The organism is Rhizobium sp. 862_C5_N1_2 (assembly GCF_051811205.1).
In the GTDB taxonomy this organism is placed as follows: domain Bacteria; phylum Pseudomonadota; class Alphaproteobacteria; order Rhizobiales; family Rhizobiaceae; genus Rhizobium; species Rhizobium leguminosarum.
In genome coordinates this window covers 490,139-512,535 of the sequence record NZ_JBPWPT010000002.1, presented here as the reverse complement: position 1 = coordinate 512,535, position 22,397 = coordinate 490,139, and the positions used below count along the sequence as shown (strand labels likewise).

Here is a 22,397-nt window from a genome sequence, read left to right as displayed (position 1 = left end):
GAGGCATCCAAATGACGTTTCTTGTATCAGCTGTAGGACCTTTCTCAATCTCGAGTCCTCTGTCGTGTCGACGGGCGCTCCTCGCTTTGATGCGGCTGATACTTCTTCGCGCTTCAGTGAGAGGGGTGATGCCAGTGAGGGACTTCGAGGCTAATCATCGGCACGGTTGTCGCAGTAGCGAAGTCGAAGCCGCGATGGGCAAGGTCGATGGAGACCTCGGCCACGCAATGGTGGGGCGGTGCCTCGGAAAAGGCACCGCTTTCTTACTCAGTACGCAATTGGACTATCGGCCAAGGCTTCGAACAGGCGCGCAACGGCCTCGGCGCCCGGATCGACATGTCCTGCGAGCTGATCCGCTCCGACGTAGGACGCACGACCGGAGCGCGCCTTGAGCATCGAAGCGGTGTTCTTTGCGCCTTCACGAGCAGCCTTCGCTGCCTGCGGGAGGCCGAGTTTGAGAACAAGCAAGGCAGGCAGCAGGGCGTCGACCATCGTGCGGTCACCAATCCCGGCGCCGCCGATCTCCTGCATCCTGGAGAGGCCCTCCAGCAATGCGTCCGCGAGGTCCAGTCCCTTCGAAACGCCATCGCTGGCGGCGGCAAAGAGGATGGCCAAGAGGACACCGGAAGAGCCTCCCATGGTCTGGCTCAGCGTCTGGCTGATTGCCCGGAAAAGTGCAGCGGTGTCGGCGAACGGCATCTTGTCGAGATCGGCGATCAAAGCGTTCGCCGCTCCGGCGAGCGTTGACCCGGTGTCGCCATCGCCAGATTTGGCGTCGAGGGCGTTGAGGTCCGTGGTGGAGGAAATCAACGTGACGCACGCCTTCTCGAGAATGCGTCTGGCCGTGGCATTGTCCGAGGCCGGGGCTGCATGCGTTGTGAGAAGCGCTGGCATTCCAACGGTCTGAACCTCGCCGACCTCCGACATCCCAGGCCACCCAGAGACCTCGACCGGATACAACAGAGCGCGGACATCCTTATCCGTGACCTGAAGTGTCGAGACTGAGAACCCTCTCATGTCGAGCGATGTCATCATCGCAGCGGGTCCGATGATGTAACGAAGGCTGGTCGCGAGGTTGGAGCCTATGAGATCATGGGCCAGCACGCTCATCTCGAGGACGGAGGTGCCTCCCAGGTTGTTCAGCAGAGCAACCAATGGAAGCCCTTCGTTTTCTGAACCCAATTTGCTCGCGACGGCGTCGATCGCGCCCCGGGCACCGCTGAAGGGCACTTGCTGAACGCCAGGTTCACCATGGATACCCAGGCCAAGCTCGGCCATTCCTTCCGGAATTCTCGCTTCTCTCGGAGACCCAGGCACAGTGCAGGTGCTGAGCGACATGCCGATACTGCGGATGCCGCCATTAACGCGATGCGCTGCGGCGGCGACCGTGTCGAGGTCCGCGCCTTCTTCGGCGAAAGCCCCGGCAATCTTGTGAACAAAAAGCGTGCCCGCTAGACCACGGGCCTGCGGCAAGTCAGGGAGCGCGATGTCGTCATCGACGATGACCATCTCCACCTTCTTGCCACGAGCCCGCGCGCGCTCTGCGGCGAGACCGAAATTCAGACGGTCCCCGGTGTAGTTCTTGACGATGAGAAGGCAGCCTGCGTCCCCTGTAACCGCGAGGATGCCCGCAAAGACGGCGTCCACTGAGGGGGAGGCGAAGACGTCGCCACAAACAGCGGCCGTGAGCATGCCCTTGCCGACGAACCCGGCGTGACTCGGCTCATGTCCGGAACCGCCGCCAGAAACAAGCGCGACCTTGGAACGCTGCCAGTCGCTGCGCAGCACCACCTTGATGTGTGGAAAGCCATCGAGCCGGCTCAGGCGGCCGCCCGAACTTCTTATCAGGCCATCGATTGCCTCGGTGACGATGAATTCGCGCGCATTTACGAACTGGGACATCCAAGTTCCTCCATTCAATTTCCGAAATATTTGCAATCTGGGTGTCGAAGCTCGCCTCTCAGTTTCTATGCTCGAGAAACTGACCGTAGAGATCGCCGTAGACCGTCATCCACGCGCTGTCCGGCTCGATGATGGAGACCGACGTGTCGAATGCAGCCTTTTGGCCCGTTGCCTCCGCTGCGAACAGAGCTGCACCCAGGACTGAGAGCTCCCTCTCTTCCGGCACGTATATCTCACGGCCGAATATGCTTGCCCTCAATTCCAGCAGCGCCCGCGATCGGCTCCAGCCGCCAGTGGCATAGACAGGTCCCTGGGGCACGCCATATCGCTCAAGCTTTTCCAGCATGCGGCGCGCATTAAAGGTCGCCCACTCAAGGAGATGCCGTTCAGTCGCGAACCGACTGAGTGCGGGATCGCCCGGTGTTCCCGAAATCTTCGGAAGCGCCATTTCGCGCCTGATGGCCTCCATGCCGCCGGAGAATTTGTTGACCGCCCCGGTGAACTCGAAAACTCCAAGGCAACCGACCTTCTCAGGCCCCTCGATCGACGCGGTAAACGCGATCTGGGGATCGAATGCCGTTGTCTTAAATCTCGGAGCATCACCGTAGATGACGTTCGCGGTGCCCATCGAGTCGACGCGGGCGTCCGCCGCGAGCTTGTGTATCGCGTGGGCGGCGACAGGATGATCATGTCCGCCGGCTACGAGGAGCGTGTTGGCGTCCACGGCTCCGCTGGAGAGAAGCCGCTCGCATTTCATCGTGCCGATTACCGTTCCCGCCGAAACGACGTGTGGCAGCGCGGGTGCACGACTCTCTCGAAGCAGAGGCTCGATCCACTCGCGCGTGTTGGGGTTGAAGCATCCCGTCCTCGACGCGAGCGTGTCGCTGACGAAGTCCTTCTTCGCCCATCTCGCAAGAGGATAGTCCGTAAGGCAGAGCCACCGATCTGCCTGTCGGCTCGTCTCCGGCATTATCTTTGATGTCCACAGCCATAGGGCGGCCGTTCGGGTGGGCTCCATCTCGATCCCGGCGGAAGGCGTGGCGGCGTCGCTTTGCGCAAGCTCGGTCGCTTCGGCGCTCGCCCGCATGTCGAACCAAGGTATGGAGTAGGCAATGGGCTCAAGGTTCTCGCCGACATAGACGCCGTCCTCGCCAACCCCGGCTGTCGAGATCGCGAGAATTGGACCTCGGCGGCCTGTCTCAGCCCAGCCCTCAATCACCAAGTCTTCGACCATCTCGACGAGCTTCCGCACATCTGTGGCGACCCCAAAACGATCCTCGATCCGAGGCGTCGGTACCGACTTGATCCATATCATCCGATTGGCGTCGTCGAAGAGCGCCACCTTCAGATTGGTCGTTCCCATATCGATACCGCAGATCGACATTTCGCACCCGGCCTAAACTTTAAACAGGAACCAAGACTCCGACCCAATGCCGAAGCGGCGACGCTATTATGGATGCCGCAGGTTGACTTGCACCCACAAGGCATCCGCACCATCAATCGAACTTGAGCTGGGTCTTGATCGATTTACCCTGGCTCATGCTATCGACGGCCGCCTCGAAATCCCAAACACTGAAGGGCTCGCCGATCATCAGCTCAGTTTGAGCCTTGATGTCCTCGATGAGGTCCACGGCAGTCGGAAACATCGCGGCGCAGGAGTTCGAGCCGACGAATGTCTGTTCGCGTTCGTAGAGCAGGAAGGGGTTGATCGGCACAGTCTTATCCGCATCATGAACGCCGACCTGCACCAGCGTCCCAGTCTTCTCCAAAAGCTCGATGCCCTGAGCAAGCGCACGCGGCACGCCTGCGGCCTCGAACACGACGTCGAAGTGGCTTCCTTCGAATTCACCGGGGATTCTGGCGTCGGCGATGCCCGCTTTCCGGGCAATCTCCAGCTTGGCGGTGGAGGGATCAGAGATCGAGATCGCTCCCGCGCCCTGAGCCTTGGCCGACAGCGCAATGAGAAGACCCATCGTCCCGCCACCGATGACGAGGACATTTCGCCCGGCGACGCCTCGAGAGGATTCCACCGCGTGAAGCGCGCAGGCCAGAGGCTCAATCAACGCGGCGGGACCATCGCCAACGCATTCCTTCACCTTTAGGGCGTTCTTTCCGGGCACAGCGACATATTCCGCCGCCGCGCCAGGCCGACCGACACCGATGGGGGTCAGATGGATGCAGAGGTTGGGTCGTCCTTCTTTGCACCAACGGCAGGTGCCGCAGACCACATTCGGGTCGACGGCGACATAGTCGCCTTCCTTGAGGTGCTTGACGTCGCGTCCAACCTCCACGACCCGTCCTGCGAATTCGTGGCCGGGCGTGCAGGGGTATTTGGTTCCGACGAAGCCATGGTGCAGGATATGCAGATCGGTTCCGCAGATGCCACAGCAGCTAGGCTTCACCAAAACTTCGTCGGAGTCGACCGTCGGCTTGGTGCATTCGATCACGCTGATCTTGTGACCGCTTGTGATTTGGATGGCTCTCATTCTCTGTCTCTCCGGGCGGCTCCGCCACTAATTCCGATGGGCGTTTCCAGTTGCTTCGCTGGTTCAGCGATCTCACAAAGCCTCGCCTGATTGGGCAAACAAAATCGGCTTGCCCTTGAGCACCCCAACTTTCATCGTGTCTCCGACCGCGACCGGTGCGGCAGAATCGAGCTTGGCGGTCAGCAAAGGGCCGGAACCGAGATTGATGTAGCACAGTGTTTCGGAGCCGAGGTGCTCGACGACATCGACGACGCCCGTCACCGTGCCTGTCTCGCTTGGTCCAATGGACTCCGGCCGCAGACCGACGGTCAAGGTCTCTCCGACATTCAAGCCCGGCCGCGCTGCGACGTTGAGGGTCGAACCGCCGTTGATGAAGAGTTTGGCGTTGCCGCCCTCGACCTCGGTGACGCGTGCCTCGACGAGGTTCATTTTGGGCGAGCCGATGAAGCCTGCCACAAAGGTGTTCGCGGGGGTGTTGTAGAGTTCGAGCGGCGTGCCGACCTGTTCGATGACACCATCACGCAGGACGACGATCCTGTCCGCCATGGTCATCGCCTCGATTTGGTCATGCGTCACATAGATCATCGTCGCTTTGAGCCTGCGATGCAGTTCCGCGAGTTCGATGCGCATCTGGACGCGCAATGCCGCATCGAGATTCGACAACGGCTCGTCGAACAGGAAGATTTTGGGCTGCCGGACGATCGCTCGGCCAATCGCGACGCGCTGCCGTTGGCCGCCGGACAATTGCTTGGGCTTGCGCTCGAGCAGGTGCTCGAGTTGAAGGATTTTGGCGGCCTGAAGGATTTTCTGATTGCGCTCGCTCTCGGGGACCTTGGCGAGCTTGAGAGCGAAGCCCATGTTATCGGACACCGACATATGCGGGTAGAGCGCGTAGCTCTGGAACACCATTGCGAGGCCGCGGGCGTCTGCGGACACGTCGTTCATAAGTTCGCCGTCGATCGTGAGCTCACCTCCGGTGATCTCCTCAAGGCCCGCTATCATCCTAAGCAGGGTCGACTTGCCACATCCCGACGGACCGACGAGGACGACGAATTCACGGTCGTGGACGCTCAGGCTGACGTCCTTGATGATGTTCACAGCGCCGTAGGACTTGTGGATGTTACGCAATTCAAGAGTGGACATGTTCGTTTCCTGTTATTTCACGGCACCGAAGGTCAGTCCGCGCACGAGCTGGCGCTGGGTGATCCAACCGAAGAAGAGGATGGGGGCTACCGATGCGATCGACGCCGCGGAGAGTTTGGCCCAGAACTGACCTTCCGAATTCGCGAACGAGGCGATAGCCAACGCGAGGGTGCCGGACTTCGTTGCTGTGATGTTGATGCACCAGAAGGTCTCGTTCCAAGCCAAGATCATTCCAAGCAACGCTGTCGAGGAGATGCCAGGAGCCGTTAACGGGATCAACAGGTACCGGAGCTGGGTGATCGGCCCGGCACCGTCCATGCGAGCCGCCTCGAGGATTTCAGCCGGGACTTCCTTGAAATAGGAGAACAGCATCCAGACGATCAGCGGCAGATTGGCGAGGCAGGTGATGAGGATCAGCGCACTCAGCGTGTCGATCATGCGGAGGTACACCAGGATGAGGTACACCGGGATAAGAGCGCCGACCGCAGGCATGAACCGGACAGACAGCATCCAGAGCATGAGCGATCTGGTTCTCTTGGTCGGATAGAACGCCATGACATAAGCTGCGGGGGCGGCAAGCAGGATCGCGAGTAGGGTCGACGTCCCGGAAACCAGAACACTATTCAGAGCATGGTGAAGATAATTCACGCGCTCATTCATCTCGACAAAGTTTTCCAGGGTCGGAGAGAAGAACAGCTTGGGCGGGATCGCGGCCGCGTCCTGCTCCGTCTTGAACGCCGCGAGTCCCATCCAGAAAACAGGGAAGGCCATGATGATGCCGACGATCCATCCGAGGACCATGCGGACCTTGTCCTGGCGCTTTTGTTGGGAGTTGGCCATCAGATTTGCTCCGACATGATGCGAACGAAGAAGAAAGCAACGATGTTCGCAATGATGATCGCGAAGACCCCGGCTGCGGACGCCAGTCCGACGTCAAATCCCATCAGCGCCCGCGAGTAGATGTAGAAGGGAATGTTGGTCGTCGCCGATCCTGGTCCGCCCATCGTGGTCACGTAGATTTCCGCGTAGGTGGAGAGGAAAAAGACGGTCTCGAGCATCACGAGCACGGCGATGGGTCGATAGAGGTGGGGAAGCACTACGTAGTAGAACCGCGCTATGCTCTTGGCACCGTCCATACGCGCGGCTTCAATCTGTTCGCGGTCCAAGGACTGCATCGCGGTCAGAAGAATGAGCGTCGCGAAGGGCGTCCATGCCCACGAAATGATGATGATAATCGCAGTCATGGGGTGACTGGAGAACCAGTCGATGGGCTGCATCCCCAGCGACTGCTGCAGCCATGAGAACAATCCCCAAACCGGATGAAAGAACAGGTTTTTCCAGACGAGCGCCGCGACGGTGGGCATCACGAAGAAGGGTGTGATGACGAGAATGCGCGCGATCGGCTGACCGGGAAATGGGCCATCGTAAATGACTGCAAACGCGGTTCCGAGCACTACGGTGACGACCAGCGGCACGAACACCATGATCAGCGTGTTCAGGACCACAAGGGGCAGGTCGGAGTCAGTAAACAGGAACTCGTAGTTGATTAGACCCCCGAATACCGCTGGCGGCATCTGAAGATTGTAGTTTTGGAACGAGTACCAGAGCGTTAGTACGAGCGGCACGAAGGCCCAGATCGCCAGAACCACCACAGATGGAAGCAAGAGGGGCCAGGTTTTCATGACGCGCCCGGCTCTCGCACGTGCGGGAACAGGTATTGGTGTGGTGGTCGAAGCCATTAAATCCTCCCTCGAGATCAAGAAAACCTGCGGCGGCCGACGATGGCCGCCGCAGGTCTGCGCAGAAGGATTACTTGATGTAACCACCCTTCTTCATGATCTTGTCGGAGTTCGCAGCCGAAGCATCGAGAGCGTCCTTGACCGACATCTTTCCAGTCAAAGCGGCGGCGATCTGCTGACCGAGGTAGTTGTTGATCGCCTGCATTTCTGGGATGATCGCGAAGTTGATGCCGACGTAGGGCTTCGGAGCAGCCGTGTTGTCGGTCAGTTTCGCGCTTTCGATGGCCTTCAAGGTTGGCAGTGCGAACGGAGCGGCCTTGATGTAATTTTCGTTCGCATAGGTCGACTTGCGGGTGCCGGGAGGAATGGTGACCCAGCCTTCCTTCTCGCCGATCATGTCGATGTACTTCTTCGACGTCGCCCATTCGATGAATTTCTGGGCTTCGTCTGCATGCTGCGAGGACGACGGAATGCCGAGCGACCATGCCCACAGCCATGCACCACCCTTGTCCCAGGTCTCAATCGGCATCTGGGCAAAGCCGAGCTTGTCGGAGACCTTCGAACGCTTCGGATCGAAGAGAAGGCCGGCGGCGACGGTGGCGTCATTCCACATGGCGCACTTGCCTTCGGCGAGAAGGTTCAGGTTTTCATTGAAGCCGTTGCCGACGACGCCGGGAGGACCGTACTTGTTGGCGAGGTCCACATAGAACTGGATCGCCTTGTTCCAGGCTTCGCTGTTGACGCCGGAAGTCCAATCCATGTTGAACTGCACGCCGCCGAAGACGTTGCCGACGAGGCCCAGGAGAGCCATGTTCTCACCCCAGCCCGGCAGACCGCGGATGCAGATGCCATGGACGCCCGTTTCCCTGTTGTCGAGCTTGGCCGCGAATTCGGCGATCTGGGTCCAGGTCGGGTTTTCCGGCATGGTGAGACCAGCCGCTTCGAAGAGATCCTTACGGTAGAAGGTCATCGCGCTTTCTGCGTAGAACGGCACCGAATAAAGGTGACCTTCATACGACAGGGCGTCTCGGACGCTTGGCAGAATATCGTCGACATCGTAGTCTGCGGACAGATTGTCGAACGGCTTTAACCAACCTTGCTTGCCCCAGATCGGGGTTTCATAGAGGCCGATGGTAATGATGTCGAATTGACCGCCTTTCGTCGCGATATCGGTTGTGACACGCTGGCGAAGTGTGTTTTCGTCGAGGACGAGCCAGTTCAGCTTAACCCCCGCTTCCTTCTCGTATTCAGCCGAATACTTCTGCATCACGACCATGTCAGGATTGTTCACCGTCGCGATGGTCAGCGTCGTTTCTGCGTGAGCCGCGCCCAATGTGGCCATGAGCGCCACAGATGCCGAGGCCATAAGTTTCTTCAAGTGCATCGATTCCTCCTCAGGTTTCCTGCTCCAACCGCCCAGATGCCGAATTGACATGGCGGCCATCCCAGCGCTCCGTCCGCGATGGCGATGCGGAGCGATGACTTCTTCGGAAAGTTTGGATGAGCATTCGCCTTCCGCCGCGTTGCCGTTCGGGCACACGCTGCTAGGCTCTCCTCCAAGTGTACGCTACCCCTCCGTAGTGGCGGACCGTAACGACAGATCAGCGTGATCTGTCGTTCTTGTCCATCTTGTACGTACAGACCGTGCCACGACAAATATGCGAGGTCAAGGGAATTCTTTCTTGGCTCTCGTTAGGAAACTTGGAAAACCTATTGACGGCTCAGGAAACGCCGATGCTGGCGGATGCCTCAACCGTCACCTTGACGATGTCGGTCCGTACCCAGGAGGTGTAGAAATCGAAGGGCTTTTGGTCCTGATCCCAAGAGACGGAGGTGATCAGAAGCACCGGAGTGCCTTCGGAAATTTCTAGTAGTTTAGCGACATGCCCAGGCGCGCCGATCGATTCCACGGTACGCCTCGCCCCGAACGTTCTGTAGCCGTTCGCCTTGAGAACCCGGTTCAGGGAACCATGGGGTTCCATCACCTCGCTCTTCAGGATCGTGTCGTGAAATTCAGGAAGCAGGTAATTGATCGAGTAGAGGGCCAGGTTCCCGTCGAGGCGACGGAGCCGGCGCAGCAGAAGACAGTTCGTCTCCGGCGACCTGTTAAGCGCCCGGGCGGCAGCTCCGGACGGAGGTGCAAGCTTGGCTTCGAGCACCCTGGTTTCGACACTTCTCTGATTGTTGTGCACTTCACCCTCGAAAAAGCCGTCCGCGACCTGAAGGACCCAGCCGGACCCCTTGGGGTCGACAACGAACGCTCCGCGACGTGCGACCACACGAATACGATTGCGGTCTTCGAGCACGCGTAAGGTTTCGCGAACGGTAGAACGCGCCAAATCATAAATACGGCACAGTTCGCTCTCACCCGGGATTTTGTCTCCAGGCCGATAGATCCCGCGATCGATTGCGACTTCGATCAGCTGCGACAGTTGGAGATAGTAGGGCTCGGGCGATGCCCTGTCGATTTCGCCTGAGATATGTGCCACCTGATCCACCGTATGACCTCTTGCGATTATGCCGTGCCGAAGTGACTTCGGGTCGTCAACCGTTTTAGCTTGTCCGTACACAAGGTCGTGAGATCGATCTTGTATGCTTCGATCGTACATTACGCTCAAAGTAAAGGGAAGACATCTTGGATGTTGCACGTAGGGAGCTCTCCCTGGGCAGCGTGTTATAAGGTCGACTTCTTCTCCTAACCACCGTCACAGATAACGAGAACGCGCCGAAGAAGGCCTTCCTCCAGGCAGCGACCGAGATCGTCATCGCCAACGTCGCCATGTCTCTCGACTCTTGATTGGCTGCGAAACTGACCCCCGGTCAATTGTAAACTTCGATATCTCATTGGCTTGACGTTGAGGGTATCCCTCTGTCGCCAGACGTTTTGATCCGGATTTCCTGTGCTCTCCGTTCGGCGGAAACCGCCTTCGGATGACGGCTGCGAGTTGCCCTTCCCGCCGTTTTTCGTAACTCATCCTCACCCTTAGCAATTTCCTTCATTGCATTACGATTGTAATATGTATAAGTGATCGTAATGCAATGTTGCGCCGATGGTAAAAACTCAGAGGTTTGAAGACAGCGATGACCTTGAATTCCAAAAGGACAGCCCTGATAACTGGAGCATCGTCCGGTATCGGTCGCGCGAGTGCCGAGGCCCTGGCACGAGCCGGCTTCACCGTCTTTGGAACGAGCCGCAAGCCGAGTACCGATAGCTCGAGCCAGCTTTCGATGCTGGCTTGTGACGTGACCGATGAGGCCTCTGTAGCGTCACTCGTTTCGACCGTTCTCTCAAGCACCGGACGTATCGACGTTCTCGTCAACAACGCCGGCCTGGGGATGTTTGGCGGGGCCGAAGAGTCCTCCATCGCTCAGGTTCAGAGCCTGTTTAATGTCAACCTGTTCGGTGTCATGCGGATGACCAACGCCGTGTTGCCGTCTATGCGCCGCCGTCGAGAAGGTCGCATTGTCAACATGAGTTCGGCGCTTGGATTCGTGCCGGCGCCGTACTCGGCACATTACGCAGCGAGCAAGTATGCACTCGAAGGCTATTCGGAGTCGCTCGACCACGAAATCCGCGGTTTCAACGTCCGCGTCTCGCTGATCGAGCCGGGCACCGTCCAGGGCAGTTTCGACCACAGCTCGCTGGAACCGGATGCCAAGATGGCGGAGTATGACGCGGGGCGTGCCTGGGTGCATGACTTCTACGAGAAGTCGAAGCTCACGGCTGATACGCCCGAGGACGTGGCGAGAGCAGTGGTTCTGGCGGCCACGGCCAAGCGCCATCGGCAACGTTACACCGTCGGCAAGGTCGCGTGGCAGGTCAGCCTGCTGCGACGCCTGCTGCCTGCGACGATGTTCGACAAGGCCTTGCGCCAGCAGTTCGGCATGCCGGGAAAATAATCATCATGTTTACAACCTTTGATCCAAGCGAGGTAACTATTGTGTCCCACCGTCCATCTGTTCTCATCACCGGCGCATCGACCGGTATCGGCGAAGTCTATGCGGAGCGGTTTGCTCGCCGCGGACATGATCTCGTTCTCGTGGCCCGTAACAAGACCCGCCTCGATGCCGTTGCGGCGCGTCTGCACGAAGAAACCGGCGTCGCGATTGACATCATTCAGGCCGACCTCACCGAGATCGCCGACCTTGAGACGGTGGAGACCCGCCTGCGCGAGGATCACACGATCGGCGTTCTCATCAACAATGCTGGCGGCAATCTTCGCGGCGGCTTCCTCGATCAGACGGCCGAGGACATGGCTCGTCTCGTGGCCCTGAACACTACGGCCGTCCTTCGCCTTGCAAGCGCGGTGGCACCGCGTTTTGCGGAAGCAGGGACCGGGGCCATCGTCAACGTCTCGTCGGTCGTCGGTATCGCGCCCGAGTTCGGCATGACCGTCTATGGCGCTACCAAAGCTTTCGTCACGTTCCTGTCGCAGGGTCTCAGCCTCGAACTCGGTCCAAAGGGCGTTTACGTCCAGGCTGTGCTTCCCGCCGCCACGCGGACAGAAATCTGGGAGCACTCCGGCATCGACGTCAACACGATGACCGGCGTCATGGAGATCGCCGACTTGGTGGATGCAGCCCTCGTTGGTTATGATCGCCGCGAGGCGTTGACGATTCCACCGCTTCCAGACGCAGCGCAGTGGGATGCCTATCAGGCGGCCCGCCAGGCCATGCTTCCCAACACTCGCCAGCAGCATGCCGCCGAACGCTATCGCGTGGCCGGATAAACTGCTTCGCCGCCACTGATTTCAAAAGGACAAAAACAATGACGTTCAAAGCTCTGCTGGCCTCCAAAGATGGCGACACGCTCTCCACGACGATCGTAGACCTGACCGAGGCCGATCTGATGGATGGTGACGTGACGGTAACCGTCGATTATTCGAACGTGAACTACAAGGACGGGATGGCCGTGACCGGGCGGGTGCCGGTGATCCAGACGTTTCCGCTCATACCCGGCATCGATCTAGCCGGAACGGTGGAAGCGTCCTCCCATCCTGACTTCAAAGTTGGCGACCGGGTGGTTGCCAATGGCTGGGGGCTGAGCCAGACCCATCACGGCGGATATGCGCAGAAGGCAAGGTTGAACGGCGACTGGCTCGTCAAGCTGTCCGAATCCCTCTCCACGAAGGATGCGATGGCCATCGGGACTGCTGGCTACACGGCGATGCTGTCCGTGCTGGCACTCGAACATGGCGGGATCACGCCGGACAAGGGCGACATCCTCGTGACGGGAGCCAATGGCGGTGTCGGATCCATCGCCATTGCACTGCTCTCGGGGCTTGGATACCGCGTCATCGCCTCCACGGGCCGACTTGAGGAAACAGCCTATCTGCGGGAACTCGGAGCGGCAGAGGTCATCGATCGGAACACATTGTCGGAACCGGGAGCCCCTGTTGGGTCCGAACGCTGGGCCGGCGCCATCGACAGTGTCGGCAGTCATACTCTGGCAAACGTCCTGGCACAGACGAAGTATCGTGGCGTCGTGACCAGCTGCGGGCTTGCCCAGGGCCGTGATCTTCCCGCCACGGTACTCCCGTTCATCCTGCGCAATATCACCCTTGCCGGCATCGACTCGGTCAATGCCCCGCAGGCAGTGCGTCTGGAAGCCTGGGCACGTCTCGCCCACGATCTGGATCTTGCAAAGCTCGCGCGCACGACGACCGTCATCGGTCTGGCGCAGATCCCCGGCGTCGCCGAGAGCATTCTGGGCGGACACGTTCAGGGCCGCACGGTTGTCGATGTCAATCTCTAGCTTTCGTCAGAGAAAGAGACCCGTTGCGATAAGCTCATCCCGCGATATTATGACCGTAATTCCATAAAGATTTGAAGGGCGCGTCATGCGATATGAAAAAGGCCGAAAAGACACGTCACGCCGCAGGATCATCGATGTCGCCATCGAGCGGTTCCGCACGGATGGAATCGCAGGCTCGGGTCTCGCGACAATCATGAAGGATGCCGGCCTGACCAACGGCGCCTTCTATCCCCACTTTCCCTCGAAGGCCGATCTCGTCCGGGAAACGTTGTCTGATGCCCTGAGCAAGCAGGCAGTCTGGCTGCGCGGGATGCTGGACGAAGGCGGGCTCGACAGCGTGATCGACTTCTACCTCTCGCCGGAACACCGGGATAATCCTGGATTGGGTTGCGCTTCCGCTGCACTTCTGCCGGAGCTTGCACGGCAGCCGGAGGAGACGCGCGGCATGTATGCCGAACAATCCCACGTCCTTGTGCTCCTGCTCGCCGAAGCGCTGCCGGCAAAGGTCGAAGCAAGGGAGGATGTGGCATGCGTGATTTTTGCGACGCTGATCGGGACGCTCCAACTCGCACGTGCGGTCGATAAAGAGTCGTCGGGCCGCATTCTGCGGGCTGGCAAGACTGCAATACGCGTCTTGGCGGGTCTTGCACAATCACCGGCCTCTTGAGTCTGATTCAGCTCCCTGAGTGTTCGGATGAGGTCACACGGGCCGTCATTTCTGCCGACATACCTGAACCTGCGCGCACCGCACTGCAACATCAAAGCCTTGCCAGCAACGAACCAAAAGACCGGAGATTCCAGTGAAAGCTTATGTCGTCGAGAAGTACAAGAAGAATGGCGCGCTGCGCCTTGTCGACCTGCCAGATCCGCAGGTTCAGAACGCCGACATCCTCGTTCGCGTTCATGCCACATCCGTCAACCCGCTCGATAGCAAGCTTAGGGACGGCGCTTTCAAGATCTTCCTGCCTTACCGTCCGCCCTTCGTGCTTGGCCATGATGTCGCCGGGACTGTCATCAAGGTCGGCCCCGGCGTCAGCCGCTTCAAGGTCGGCGACGAGATCTATGCACGCCCGAGGGATCACCGCATCGGCACGTTTGCGGATTTGATCGCCATTCACGAAGGCGATGCCGCGCTCAAGCCAAGCACGCTGACGATGGAGGACGCCTCGTCCATCCCGCTGGTCGCGCTGACGGCATGGCAGGCTCTCGTCGATGTCGCGAAGGTAAAGCCGGGTCAGAAGGTCTTCATTCAGGCGGGCTCTGGCGGCGTCGGCACGATCGCGATCCAGCTTGCCAAGCATCTGGGGGCAACGGTCGCGACAACGACAAGCGCAAAGAACGCTGCTCTTGCTAAAAGCCTCGGCGCCGATGTAGTGATCGACTATAAGAGCCAAGATTTCGAAAAGGTGCTCTCAGGCTACGATGTCGTGCTGAACAGCCAGGATCCGAAGACGCTCGCGAAATCTCTGAACATCCTAAAGCGAGGCGGCCAACTCGTGTCGATTTCTGGCCCACCGGACCCGACCTTTGCCAAAGCTCTCGGGCTCAACCCGCTCCTAAAGCTTGTCGTCCGGCTATTGAGCCGCAGCGTGCGCAGCAAAGCAAAGAGCCTCGGCGTGCATTACTCCTTCCTGTTCATGCGCGCCGATGGTCGGCAACTCGGGCAGATCGCCGGGTTGATCGATAGCGGCGCTATTCGCCCCGTCGTGGACGGGATTTTCCCGTTCAATCAGACGCCAGAGGCTTTGGCCTATGTTGAGACAGGCCGTGCGAAGGGCAAGGTCGTGATCGCAAGGTCGTGATCAAGGTGCAGTAGTGGCGCTCCGACTTTGGATGAAAGACAGCTGGAAAGCTCAAATTTCATAGCTTAGAACTGGACGGGGCCGCACCGAAGTGCGGCCCAAAAGCGCTGACGCGCCAAGCGTTGCGGCAAGCTTCGGATAGTCGGTGTAGCCAGCAGCACCGCCGCCGTAGAGCGTAGCCGGGTTCATGTCTGTCAACGGCGCGCCGCTTTGCAGTCGATCCACCAGATCCGGATTGGCGATGAACGGCTTGCCGAAGGCAAACAGATACGCCTTTGCGTCGGCAAGATGTGACGTCGCGAGTTCGAGGTCACAGCCATTGTTGACGATATAGGTCTTGCTGAAGCGACGGCGATACAGGGTCGCTCAGAGGTCGCCGTGTTGCCATTCATCGGGCATTATACTTCGCATCCAGCTCGTCTACCGCCTTGACACTTCCGGCCGAACGGCCTTTTGCGTCAAAAGTCTGGGCAGGAAACGCGTCGGCGATTGACTTTGCGAGCTCGGTCCCGATGACGCGGGCACCCATGGTAATGATCTGGGCGTTGTTGGAAAGGGCTGCCCGCTCGGCGGAATAAGTGTCGTGCGTCAACGCAGCTCTGATCCCCGGGACCTTGTTCGCCGAAATGCAGACGCCGATGCCGGTGCCGCAGACAAGGATCGCCCTGTCATAGGTTCCGTTTAAGACGCTCGAAGCGACCCGGTCGGAGAGGTTGGCGTAGAAGTGATCGGCGCTTTCGTTCACACGCGAGATTTCGTGCACGTCAAAGCGGTATTTCAGATAATCAGCTAAAACTTTGGCGAGGCCTTCACCGGCGCTGTCTCCTGCAATGGCAAGCTTCATTGTCTTTCTCCTGAGAATCGTTGCGGCAGCTTTCGACTGTCCGAGCCAAAAACAGTTCTTGCAGTTCGAAAGGACCACTGGTCGTTCGAGGTCTTTCGTCAGCTCGGTCTTGAATCTCGCAGAACACTGATTGGGCCGCCGCAAAACCGATAACCGCCGCATTCTCCAAACATACCGGGGCACAATCGCCGGGCTTTCCCGGAAGAAGTTTTTTTCTAACTGACCAAAGGCCGGTGGCTACCCAACAACGAGGCGTGAAAAATCCAATGAGAAACGTTTCTCCTGAAGAACGGCATCCATAATGGCAGATGCGAGCGGGAAATAAGGGGCCTTTTCGCTTTTGGTGCCGGGTTTATCCGGCGCCATGATTGCCAGAACTCGCGCAGTATCCACGCCTTCTACCGTTTCGCCGAGCAAGTCGCTGGACAACACATCTGGGACCGTGCGACCGGTTCCCAGCCCTTGCCCAAGGCGGCTGTTGCGCCCTCCGCCGACCGTGACATGCAGATCGCCGAGACCGGCCAGCCCGAATGCCGTGGCTGTATGGCCCCCGAGCCTTTCGCAGAGCCTCGCCATTTCCAAACTGGCCTGCGTGAAGGCGGCCGCCGTGGGATTTTTGGACTGACCGTCCGCACGTTTTTGATCGGGATAGCGGGTCTGCATGGCGCTGACGCCGATCGCAAAGAAATTCTTGAGCGCGGCGCAGGCTTCGACGCCCGCAACGTCCGTCGTTATCGACAGACGGTAATAGTCCGTTTGCATGATCGCCGCGAACTGTTCGGCGACCGAGATGTCCTCACAGGCGTAGATGCAGGCCGTCGGCAGGCGGTTGGCGAGCTCACGGGCGATACACGGTCCGCCGATGCCGATGAAGGCGCTCATCAGCGGAATACGGGAGGGAAGCGTTTGGGCATATGTCGAAACGCTTGAACCTGTCGTGTCGAGCCCCTTCGTCACGAAAGCCACGGGGCGGGGCACGGGCATAAGTCGGTTCAGGATGTCGGTGACTCGCGGTGAATGGCTCCTTTGGTTTCAGGAGCCAAGAACCGATGTTGGCCGGGGCTCTGATCGTGCGGAACCTTTTCTACAAGGACGCCGGCTGGTCACTAGAAACGCGCCCTTCTCGGACTGGCATTAACCCGTTCGAGATAAGTAATCAGGCTGTCGATCTGCTTTTCAACATAGTCGCCTTTCAGAGGCCGCCCTGACGAAGCATTCGCTCGTGTGCCCACTGGCATCATCATATTGGCGGTCGGACCTTCCGCTAATCGATCGAGCTTCCCATTTTCCGATTGACGATCGCGGCGCCCGCAAGGAACAGAACCGCCGTGCCTAGATTCCATCCGAGGATCATTGCTGTGGCATCAAGCGGATGGAACATCGACAGAGCCGTCGCGGTGATTGCCGAAACCGCAAGGCTTCCCATGAGAATGACAGACGTTGGCCGGAGTGCAGCCGTGTAACGCAGCATCGCCAGCATCAAAAGCGATAGCGGCAGGCTGGTCAGGACGAGTGTCGCGAGGCAACCGGATGCCGCTTCGACCGTGATAGCTCCGGGCGGAACGGGCACCCAGCCGGCGAAGCACTGATAGCCGATGGTTGACAGCCACACGAGGAGCGGCGGGGCCGGTAACAGAAGCCATCGGCGGGGTCGGTCCGGCAGGCTGGCAAAGAAGGTGGCGATGGTCGCAAGAACCCCGGTCAGCAGCGACGAGATCATGTTAATGGCGAATACGGCATCCTGCATGCGCTCGGTGAATTGCGGCCGGACGCCATGACTAATCGTCATAAGGCCCATGATCACTGCGGCGATCAGAAGCCATCCCATCGCGCGGAGCAGCGGCGGCCGAAGACGCCTGACGGGGGTTGCATTGGTGGCGAGGGAATGGATCAAGTCCGACGTCTCCATCACGAATCCCTCCGATCCGAAAGCAGGGCACGCAAATTCTGAAGTGCCCTATACGTTGCCATTTTCAGGGATGCCACCGATAGCCCGGTAGCATCGGAGGCCTCCTTCAACGACATTTCCTTGAGTTTCAGGAGATCGACGGCCTTCTGCTGGATCGGCGACAAAACCTTGATGGCTTCAGTCAGTTTGTGTTTGTCGGGCGTGCCATCGTTTTCATCGGGCGCCATTGCCGCATCGTGTTCGGCAGTGAGTGGAGCCTCGCGCTGCGTTTGCCGACCACGTCGGCGCAGTCGGTCGACGGCGCGACGATTGGCGATACCAACGAGCCAGGGACCGAACGGACGCGAAGGGTCGTAGGTGTGCCGGATCGAATGGAGGGTAAGCAAGATGTCCTGCACTGTATCTTCGATGTCCCAAGGGTCCCTATGCCACCGTCTGACCCTTGATCTAAGATAGGGCGTGATTTCCTGAAGAAGACGGAGATAGGCCACGGTATCGCCATCCTGCGTACGCGCCATGAGAATAGTCCAGTCGAGGTCGCGGGATGCGGCGGTCTCCTCGTCCTGCAAACGATCTCTCTCTTTCGTTCGGGTGCGCTGCCCAACCGAGGTCACAACGGTAAGGCGCTTGCGCTTTTCATCCTTCATCCCCGCACCCTCACAGGCGCGAGCCGGTTAAACATGATCTTACAGCAGGGCATTACCATGTCGACCCCGACGGACGGAAGTCATTGACCATGCGTCTGACCCCGCAATCGACGGAAATTGCGCCGGGGCCAACCGCAATGACGCCCAGGGCCAAAGCTGCCCAGTAGAGGTGGAAGTTGGCCCAGCCATCCGGAAACACCAGTTGGATCACGCCTGTCATGACCAACAGGCCGAGTGCGGCAAAGCGCGTTGCGAGGCCGACGATCAGCAGAATCGGCAACACGATCTCTGCAATCGCGGTTAACAACGCGAGTTGGTCCGGCACGGGAAAGGCATACTCGCCGCCGAAGATATGAAGCCTGAACTGTTCCTCAAACAGAAACAGCGTGCCCGGCGACAGGGATAGGAAACCGTCCCATCGTGTGAAGCCGGAGCGAAGGAAGGGAAGCGCCAGGGTGATGCGCAACACCGGCGGTGCGATCCATCGTGCGATCATACTGAAATGGAGATGCGCTTGATGGATGGTCGCGACGATTTTGCTCACCAATGTCGGTTGCGAATTCATGCGATCTCCAACGGTCGGATCGGCCGCATATGGTAGCCGATGATTGCACCTGACTCGATCATGCCATGAAGCGTACCGGCAAGATCGAAACGCGGACTGGCGGACAACCCCTGCCTGAGCGCATCGACGATTAGCGAACCTGCCTGCAGAGCCTCCATGAAAGCGGTGGTACCCGCTGGTAGACGCCGAACCTCGACATCCGCTTCGGGACGAACGATGAGCGCATCCTCTCCGCCTTCATCCAGATCGATTTGCGCATCTTCAACGCCATCGATGTTCACCTGCCAGATGCTCACGATCGGGAAAGCAGACCTTACGATGCGAACGGATGGATGAAGGGCGAACCGTAGCGCTGGCAGGTCGCCCGGCTGCAGCTGACTGAGAACAGAAGGTGACAGCGGCGTTGCTTCGGTTGCGTGGTATGCTTCCACCCATGCCCGCTCGAGCCGGGCAACATCTCCGAGATAGGGGAGCACAGCTGCGGGTTCGAAGCCTGAGATGAAGGTGGGAAAGCCAGATCCGTAGTCGAGCATGATCGGAGAGGCCGGCGGTTCCGCCAACACATATAAACGCGCCATGGCAGCGAAGAATTCCTCGCCAACAAGGCGGTGGACCACAGGATACGCCGCCTTCAGGGTTTCGATCAACCCGACCACGACATTGTTGCGGTAGACGGCGAACCGCTTGACGCTTGGCAGTCCGTCCGGACCGACCAGACCTGACGGGATGGGTAATTCCGGACGTAGCAGTGCTCTGGCGAAGTCGGCTTGCCGGTCGGCGAACCCGTCCATGCCAATATCGTGTTCGGAGTTCGCCAAGCTCGCAGTCAATTTGCGAATGGAGCCGGTAATTCTCGGTATCGACATACGGCCCTCCTGCGGAGTTAGCATGCGTGGGCCGGGATGGCTGCACGCCGGTGAATGTTGCCGATGTCGGCCATGATCAGTTCAGCGCGCTCCGCCTCGGCCTTCAGTGTCGGCCAGTCAGGCAGACCGGCATCCCATTCGATCAAGGTTGGAACCGGGCCAATGCGCTCGATCGTATGGGCGAACAAACCCCAGACGGTTTCCGCAACGGGACGGTCATGAGCGTCGATCAGCAGCGGGCGGCCCTCCTCGTCGGCGTCGGGCGCGAAACCGGCCAGATGGATCTCCTGAACATGAGAAAGGGGATAGGCATTGAGATAGACGATCGGGTTCCAGTCCTGATTGGCGCAGGCGACGTGAATGTTGTTCAGGTCCAGCAGGAGACCGCATCCGGTCCGTCGGACAATATCCGCAATGAAATCGGTCTCTGTCCAGGTGCTTTCGGCGAAGGCCAGGTAAGTGGAAGGGTTCTCCAGCAGCATCTGGCGCCCGAGTGCTTCCTGCACCTGATCGACATGCTCCACGACGCGCATGAGTGTCTCGTCCGTATAGGGTAGAGGAAGAAGGTCGTTGAGAAAGCCGACGTCGTGGCTCGACCAGGCGAGGTGCTCGGAGAAAAGCGCCGGGGAGTACCGGTCGATCAACTGTCTCAGGCGGGCGAGATGGTCATTGTCCAGATGACGGGCCGCGCCGATCGACAGACCAACACCGTGGAGCGACAGCGGATAGCGCTCGCGGATCGCTGAAAGGTAACGATGAGGTGGGCCACCTGCACCCATGTAGTTCTCTGCATGCACCTCGAAAAAGCCGACATCGGGCGAGGTCTGCATGATCGTCCGGTAGTGCTCAGCCTTCAGGCCGACGCCGGCGCGTTTCGGCATCATTGTCTGCGAGGTTTTAAGGGTTCGTTCCGGCATGCGTTCACCTTGACTTATACAGGGCCGATACGTTGGGGATGGCCGGGCCTTCGGGGCCCGGCCGGAAGGCTATTAGACCTTTGGCTTCAGGCTGCCTGCGCCATTCGGGGTCGAGATGCCCGTGCAAGTGCCGGTCGGAACCAGCTTGAAGGCATTGCCCTGGTAGTCGGCGGCGCTGGTGCCCGCGCAGGTCGTACCGGCACCTGCGAAGCAATCGTTCTGGCCCTTGAGCGCGACGCCGAAGCAAGGCTCGACCTTGCCAGACTTTACCTTGACGGTGTTGTCGGCTTGAATTTTCTTCTGCTGCTCCGTGAAGTCCTGGGCATGGGCCGGGACGACGGCAAGCGTACCGAAGGCGGCGGCGAAGGCACCAGCCACCAGCGTAGACATCAGACGATCGGACATATTGGTTCTCCTGAAGGTTAAGACAGCACTTTCAATTGCTGGCGACGACGGCCGGGTTCGACCTGTCTGTATGGAAGTTCGATGCAAGTTCCCCCGAGGTAACGCGGCTTCGGAGAAATATTTGTCTGGCCGATTTTTGATGCTCGCATGTGGGCCGGAAAAACGGGATTCGAGCCTCCAAGCGCGCTATGCTGCTGGCTTCGACGCAATCACTGTGCTCGGATGGAGTTGGGGTTCTGCGGCCAGCAACTCGGGCACGGTCGCGAAAATCTGGCTTGCGGCGCTGCCCGTCATATGGGCGTTGAGACTTCCTTCGCTGTCGAAGAGGTCGACGAGGAAGATCGTGTCCATACTGGCGTTCGAGCGCAGGACGAGCCAGAGCGTCGTGCCTGCTTCCGCCTCGACCGCGGGAAGTGCTGCCGCGATTCTTTTTGCTGCTTCCTCGCCCAGGCCCGGCTTGGCTTTGAACACAACGACGCCCGCTATTCCTGTCATGGATAATTCCTTTCTGTGGCGGTTTGGATGACTTGGCCGTCAGACTTCACGAATGAAGGTTCGCTGCTGAGCCCCCAGAGGTAACGCGGGATCAGCCGACTGCGTCGATCTGGTCATCCGCTTCATGAGCCAGAAGATACTTGGGCTCCTAACGGCGTTGGTGCATCGGTCGATGATGAACGGATTTCAGTCTTTGATGGGCCTTGGTGCGCAGATCGTTAATCGCGGTGGCGTATGTGATCGGCAATCGCAATAGTCGGTCTTTTCAGCGATGCCGTTCAAACGCAATGCCGCACGCCGCCATCGTATCAGCAAGATGAAGTTCAAGATTACGAGCTGGGCGGAATACGAGGCGGGACTTCACCGGCGTGGCAGCCTGATGCTGTGGATGACAGAGGACGAGCTTTCGTCGTGGCGAGCGCCGAAGCGCTGGACGCGCGGTGGCCAGCCACGCTATTCCGATCTGGCGATTGAGATCGCCCTCACTCTGAGCCTCGTATTCGGCTTGCGGCTGCGCCAGGCGGGGGCTACAGCCGGCCTCCGCAATGGAGCGAGTGGGCGCAACTCGTTGGTGCATCTGTGAACGAAAAGCTTTCAGGCCTTTTTTTCGCGCTGTCGAGCAACGCAATCGATGCTGCTGTCAACGGGCACGGCTTCGTTCTAGCTCAGGTTTCGATGATCGAGGACGAGTTGCGAGCTGGTACTCTTGTCGTTCCTTTCGACATCCGCCTTCCGCTCCCCGAAAGCTACTGCCTTGCCTGGGATCGTGCCGCGTTTGAAAAGCCCTATGGAAGGGAATTTCATATGTGGGTTATGGGAATCGCGAAAAATCAGTCGGTTGCGTCCTCCCCAAACCGGAGGGCGTAATCCTAAGCAGACCGCTGTCGTTTTGCAGTTAATCGGGTTCTTCCTCAATCTCTGT

21 protein-coding genes and 4 pseudogenes are annotated in these 22,397 nt (G+C 59.2%); 7 read left to right on the top strand and 18 right to left on the bottom strand.

Translation table 11 applies throughout. The features are described 5' to 3' along the window. Positions 1-267: 267 nt before the first annotated feature. From ACD590_RS26615 to ACD590_RS26580, 8 genes are all read right to left on the bottom strand, one after another. The gene (locus ACD590_RS26615) at positions 268-1,902 is read right to left on the bottom strand and encodes a dihydroxyacetone kinase subunit DhaK (protein ID WP_439003757.1); all 1,635 of its coding nucleotides are present in this window, start codon (positions 1,900-1,902) and stop codon (positions 268-270) included. Between the two features lie 58 nt (positions 1,903-1,960). After that, positions 1,961-3,286: an FGGY-family carbohydrate kinase gene (locus ACD590_RS26610; protein ID WP_439003756.1), complete on the bottom strand. Its 1,326-nt coding sequence runs from the start codon at positions 3,284-3,286 to the stop codon at positions 1,961-1,963. Between the two features lie 112 nt (positions 3,287-3,398). Continuing rightward, positions 3,399-4,388 (bottom strand): alcohol dehydrogenase catalytic domain-containing protein, encoded by a 990-nt coding sequence (locus ACD590_RS26605; protein ID WP_439003755.1) that lies wholly within the window; start codon positions 4,386-4,388, stop codon positions 3,399-3,401. A 72-nt stretch (positions 4,389-4,460) separates the two neighbouring features. Further along, a complete protein-coding gene (locus ACD590_RS26600) occupies positions 4,461-5,531 on the bottom strand; it encodes an ABC transporter ATP-binding protein (RefSeq protein WP_439003754.1) in 1,071 nt (356 codons plus the stop codon). A gap of 12 nt (positions 5,532-5,543) precedes the next feature. Continuing rightward, positions 5,544-6,371, bottom strand: a complete 828-nt coding sequence (locus ACD590_RS26595; protein WP_024320410.1) for a carbohydrate ABC transporter permease — start codon at positions 6,369-6,371, stop codon at positions 5,544-5,546. Further along, a complete protein-coding gene (locus ACD590_RS26590) occupies positions 6,371-7,213 on the bottom strand; it encodes a carbohydrate ABC transporter permease (protein ID WP_439004052.1) in 843 nt (280 codons plus the stop codon). Before ACD590_RS26590 ends, ACD590_RS26595 begins: the two co-directional genes overlap by 1 nt. Positions 7,214-7,340: 127 nt before the next feature. Continuing rightward, positions 7,341-8,654, bottom strand: a complete 1,314-nt coding sequence (locus ACD590_RS26585; protein ID WP_439003753.1) for an ABC transporter substrate-binding protein — start codon at positions 8,652-8,654, stop codon at positions 7,341-7,343. Positions 8,655-8,991: 337 nt separating this feature from the next. Further along, a complete protein-coding gene (locus tag ACD590_RS26580) occupies positions 8,992-9,768 on the bottom strand; it encodes a GntR family transcriptional regulator (RefSeq protein ID WP_439003752.1) in 777 nt (258 codons plus the stop codon). Positions 9,769-10,351: 583 nt separating this feature from the next. Between ACD590_RS26580 and ACD590_RS26575 the strand changes: the two genes are divergently transcribed. The 5 genes from ACD590_RS26575 to ACD590_RS26555 all read left to right on the top strand — a co-directional run bounded on the left by ACD590_RS26575 (position 10,352) and on the right by ACD590_RS26555 (position 14,827). Beyond that, a complete protein-coding gene (locus ACD590_RS26575; RefSeq protein WP_439004051.1) occupies positions 10,352-11,170 on the top strand; it encodes an oxidoreductase in 819 nt (272 codons plus the stop codon). A 5-nt stretch (positions 11,171-11,175) separates the two neighbouring features. Continuing rightward, positions 11,176-12,000: an SDR family NAD(P)-dependent oxidoreductase gene (locus ACD590_RS26570; protein WP_439003751.1), complete on the top strand. Its 825-nt coding sequence runs from the start codon at positions 11,176-11,178 to the stop codon at positions 11,998-12,000. 38 nt (positions 12,001-12,038) lie between these two features. After that, positions 12,039-13,025 carry an acrylyl-CoA reductase (NADPH) gene (acuI, locus tag ACD590_RS26565; protein WP_439003750.1) on the top strand — a complete coding sequence of 329 codons (987 nt, stop codon included), beginning with the start codon at positions 12,039-12,041 and terminating at the stop codon, positions 13,023-13,025. Between the two features lie 85 nt (positions 13,026-13,110). Then, complete coding sequence (locus ACD590_RS26560; protein WP_439003749.1) at positions 13,111-13,692, top strand: TetR/AcrR family transcriptional regulator; 582 nt, start codon at positions 13,111-13,113, stop codon at positions 13,690-13,692. A gap of 133 nt (positions 13,693-13,825) precedes the next feature. Then, on the top strand, positions 13,826-14,827 hold the full coding sequence (locus ACD590_RS26555) for an NADP-dependent oxidoreductase (RefSeq protein WP_439020990.1): 1,002 nt from the start codon (positions 13,826-13,828) through the stop codon (positions 14,825-14,827). 51 nt (positions 14,828-14,878) lie between these two features. On the opposite strand, the pseudogene ACD590_RS26550 reads toward ACD590_RS26555, so the two are convergent. From ACD590_RS26550 to ACD590_RS26505, 10 genes and pseudogenes are all read right to left on the bottom strand, one after another. Beyond that, positions 14,879-15,181 (bottom strand): annotated as a pseudogene (locus tag ACD590_RS26550) (hypothetical protein); the annotation flags it as partial. Positions 15,182-15,215: 34 nt separating this feature from the next. Then, complete coding sequence (gene derI, locus ACD590_RS26545) at positions 15,216-15,671, bottom strand: D-erythrulose-4-phosphate isomerase (RefSeq protein ID WP_439003747.1); 456 nt, start codon at positions 15,669-15,671, stop codon at positions 15,216-15,218. A gap of 237 nt (positions 15,672-15,908) precedes the next feature. Then, positions 15,909-16,679, bottom strand: a pseudogene (locus ACD590_RS26540) (glycerol-3-phosphate dehydrogenase); the annotation flags it as partial. Positions 16,680-16,935: 256 nt separating this feature from the next. Next, on the bottom strand, positions 16,936-17,580 hold the full coding sequence (locus tag ACD590_RS26535; RefSeq protein ID WP_439004050.1) for an NrsF family protein: 645 nt from the start codon (positions 17,578-17,580) through the stop codon (positions 16,936-16,938). Beyond that, a complete protein-coding gene (locus ACD590_RS26530; RefSeq protein ID WP_439003746.1) occupies positions 17,580-18,227 on the bottom strand; it encodes a sigma-70 family RNA polymerase sigma factor in 648 nt (215 codons plus the stop codon). Before ACD590_RS26530 ends, ACD590_RS26535 begins: the two co-directional genes overlap by 1 nt. A 52-nt stretch (positions 18,228-18,279) precedes the next feature. After that, positions 18,280-18,723 carry a DoxX family protein gene (locus ACD590_RS26525; protein ID WP_408987977.1) on the bottom strand — a complete coding sequence of 148 codons (444 nt, stop codon included), beginning with the start codon at positions 18,721-18,723 and terminating at the stop codon, positions 18,280-18,282. Positions 18,724-18,788: 65 nt separating this feature from the next. Further along, complete coding sequence (locus tag ACD590_RS26520) at positions 18,789-19,583, bottom strand: HvfC/BufC N-terminal domain-containing protein (protein WP_439003745.1); 795 nt, start codon at positions 19,581-19,583, stop codon at positions 18,789-18,791. Positions 19,584-19,675: 92 nt separating this feature from the next. Then, positions 19,676-20,575: an MNIO family bufferin maturase gene (bufB, locus tag ACD590_RS26515; protein WP_439003744.1), complete on the bottom strand. Its 900-nt coding sequence runs from the start codon at positions 20,573-20,575 to the stop codon at positions 19,676-19,678. Between the two features lie 72 nt (positions 20,576-20,647). Continuing rightward, positions 20,648-20,980, bottom strand: coding sequence for a BufA1 family periplasmic bufferin-type metallophore (locus ACD590_RS26510; protein ID WP_113544104.1), 333 nt, complete (start codon positions 20,978-20,980; stop codon positions 20,648-20,650). Positions 20,981-21,166: 186 nt separating this feature from the next. Beyond that, positions 21,167-21,475 (bottom strand): putative quinol monooxygenase, encoded by a 309-nt coding sequence (locus ACD590_RS26505; protein ID WP_113544103.1) that lies wholly within the window; start codon positions 21,473-21,475, stop codon positions 21,167-21,169. A gap of 271 nt (positions 21,476-21,746) precedes the next feature. On the opposite strand from ACD590_RS26505, the pseudogene ACD590_RS26500 reads away from it, so the two are divergent. Beyond that, positions 21,747-21,998: pseudogene (locus tag ACD590_RS26500) on the top strand (transposase); the annotation flags it as partial. A gap of 5 nt (positions 21,999-22,003) precedes the next feature. Beyond that, a pseudogene (locus ACD590_RS26495) lies at positions 22,004-22,342 on the top strand (LysR family transcriptional regulator); the annotation flags it as partial. Positions 22,343-22,397: the final 55 nt, after the last annotated feature.

Excerpts from the sequence above, each read along its gene's own strand:
- ACD590_RS26615 (WP_439003757.1), bottom strand. The coding sequence starts at position 1,902 with ATGTCCCAGTTCGTAAATGCGCGCGAATTCATCGTCACCGAGGCAATC.
- ACD590_RS26610 (WP_439003756.1), bottom strand. The coding sequence starts at position 3,286 with ATGTCGATCTGCGGTATCGATATGGGAACGACCAATCTGAAGGTGGCG.
- ACD590_RS26605 (WP_439003755.1), bottom strand. The coding sequence starts at position 4,388 with ATGAGAGCCATCCAAATCACAAGCGGTCACAAGATCAGCGTGATCGAA.
- ACD590_RS26600 (WP_439003754.1), bottom strand. The coding sequence starts at position 5,531 with ATGTCCACTCTTGAATTGCGTAACATCCACAAGTCCTACGGCGCTGTG.
- ACD590_RS26595 (WP_024320410.1), bottom strand. The coding sequence starts at position 6,371 with ATGGCCAACTCCCAACAAAAGCGCCAGGACAAGGTCCGCATGGTCCTC.
- ACD590_RS26590 (WP_439004052.1), bottom strand. The coding sequence starts at position 7,213 with ATGAAAACCTGGCCCCTCTTGCTTCCATCTGTGGTGGTTCTGGCGATC.
- ACD590_RS26585 (WP_439003753.1), bottom strand. The coding sequence starts at position 8,654 with ATGCACTTGAAGAAACTTATGGCCTCGGCATCTGTGGCGCTCATGGCC.
- ACD590_RS26575 (WP_439004051.1), top strand. The coding sequence starts at position 10,352 with ATGACCTTGAATTCCAAAAGGACAGCCCTGATAACTGGAGCATCGTCC.
- ACD590_RS26570 (WP_439003751.1), top strand. The coding sequence starts at position 11,176 with ATGTTTACAACCTTTGATCCAAGCGAGGTAACTATTGTGTCCCACCGT.
- acuI (WP_439003750.1), top strand. The coding sequence starts at position 12,039 with ATGACGTTCAAAGCTCTGCTGGCCTCCAAAGATGGCGACACGCTCTCC.
- ACD590_RS26560 (WP_439003749.1), top strand. The coding sequence starts at position 13,111 with ATGCGATATGAAAAAGGCCGAAAAGACACGTCACGCCGCAGGATCATC.
- derI (WP_439003747.1), bottom strand. The coding sequence starts at position 15,671 with ATGAAGCTTGCCATTGCAGGAGACAGCGCCGGTGAAGGCCTCGCCAAA.
- ACD590_RS26535 (WP_439004050.1), bottom strand. The coding sequence starts at position 17,580 with ATGGAGACGTCGGACTTGATCCATTCCCTCGCCACCAATGCAACCCCC.
- ACD590_RS26530 (WP_439003746.1), bottom strand. The coding sequence starts at position 18,227 with ATGAAGGATGAAAAGCGCAAGCGCCTTACCGTTGTGACCTCGGTTGGG.
- ACD590_RS26525 (WP_408987977.1), bottom strand. The coding sequence starts at position 18,723 with ATGATCGCACGATGGATCGCACCGCCGGTGTTGCGCATCACCCTGGCG.
- ACD590_RS26520 (WP_439003745.1), bottom strand. The coding sequence starts at position 19,583 with ATGGACGGGTTCGCCGACCGGCAAGCCGACTTCGCCAGAGCACTGCTA.
- bufB (WP_439003744.1), bottom strand. The coding sequence starts at position 20,575 with ATGCCGGAACGAACCCTTAAAACCTCGCAGACAATGATGCCGAAACGC.
- ACD590_RS26510 (WP_113544104.1), bottom strand. The coding sequence starts at position 20,980 with ATGTCCGATCGTCTGATGTCTACGCTGGTGGCTGGTGCCTTCGCCGCC.
- ACD590_RS26505 (WP_113544103.1), bottom strand. The coding sequence starts at position 21,475 with ATGACAGGAATAGCGGGCGTCGTTGTGTTCAAAGCCAAGCCGGGCCTG.